This is a genomic window from Salinicola sp. V024 (genome assembly GCF_052645315.1).
The window spans coordinates 1-1,337 of record NZ_JBQXYB010000037.1 but is presented as its reverse complement, the minus strand read 5'-3'; the positions used below and the strand labels follow the sequence as shown (position 1 = coordinate 1,337).

The window sequence follows — 1,337 nt, the reverse complement described above, 5'->3', positions numbered from 1 at the left end:
TGGACGATGCGACACCCGATGAGGTGTACTTCGATCAACCACTGACCCAGGCGGCCTGACGCCTGATGATGATCCGGTCAGAGCTTAAATCGCCTGTCAGGTGGTCCAACGGATGGGGTCCACTTCAAAGGCTATTCTACCTAGGAGACCGAAGATATGAAAAATCTCAAGAAATTGGCCGTTGTTGCTCTGCTGTCTTTTCCTCTTACAGGGTTGGCTGCAGAGACATCGGCGACTCTTTACAAGGACCCTAACTGCGGCTGCTGCGAGGAGTATGCCAAATACTTGGAAAAGAATGGGTTCGATGTAGAGGTGATCGGTACCAATGATCTTTCTCAGATAAAGGCGGAAAATAAGATTCCCAAGAGCCTGTACGGTTGTCACTCCACATTTATTGGCAACTACGTTTTCGAAGGCCACGTGAACGTGGAGAGCGTCAACAAGGTGCTTGAGGAGGAACCCTCTATCATAGGCTTGAGTGTACCGGGCATGCCGCTTGGTTCGCCGGGAATGGGAGGTGAGAAACAAGACCCTATCGAAGTTTATACCCTGGCTTTTCAGCCGACCGATACACCTGATGTTTACGCGACCTATTAAGGCCGCCTGGAACCATGAGACTGGCTAATCTCAAGCAGATCATCGCAATGATGAGTCTGTTAGCTATGGCCTCTATTGCTATCGCCAATCCACCTAGCAGCCTAGGCCCGCAGGGGCTTATGCTCTGGGGGAGCCCGCGTGACTTACCTGAGCTGAGTTTCGAGGATGGCGATGGCAACCCTTTAACGCTAGCCAATTTTGAAGGGAAGCTTGTCCTGCTCAATATTTGGGCGACCTAGTGCGGACCATGCCGCGAAGAGTTACCCGCGCTAGATGCCCTTCAAGCCGAGTTGGGCGGAGAGGCTTTCGAGGTCGTCGCGCTCTCCGCCGATCGTAAAGGGATCGATGTCGTGAAGAACTTCTACCAGGACATGGGCATTGAGCATCTTCGCCAGATATCGATCAAACCGGGAGGGCTGGAGCGAACTTGGGTACCGTAGGCATTCCGACGACATTACTGATCGACCGCCGAGGTGAGGAGATTGGGCGTCTGGTGGGCGACGGAGTGGGACAGCCCAGCAATGAACGACTTTCTTCTCGACATTATTGAACGTGATAGAGGGGTATCCCAATGAACTGCTGTGATAAGCAACCCAAGCAGGGACCGGAGCAGTCTGTAGTGGTCAACTAATCCCGGACAGTATTTTAAGTTTTTCTTCCGCCATCACGGGTGGCATGCCGCCATTGAAGGTATGAGGGCGCTGCCGGTTGTAGTAGTCCATCAGGTAGACGCCAATATC

General features: G+C 52.7%; 1 protein-coding gene. It reads left to right on the top strand.

Going from position 1 to position 1,337, the window contains the following annotated elements; genetic code table 11:
• Nucleotides 1-156: 156 nt before the first annotated feature.
• Nucleotides 157-597, top strand: a complete 441-nt coding sequence (locus ACUN9V_RS19875; RefSeq protein WP_110648820.1) for a DUF411 domain-containing protein — start codon at nt 157-159, stop codon at nt 595-597.
• The last annotated feature ends 740 nt before the right edge of the window (nt 598-1,337 follow it).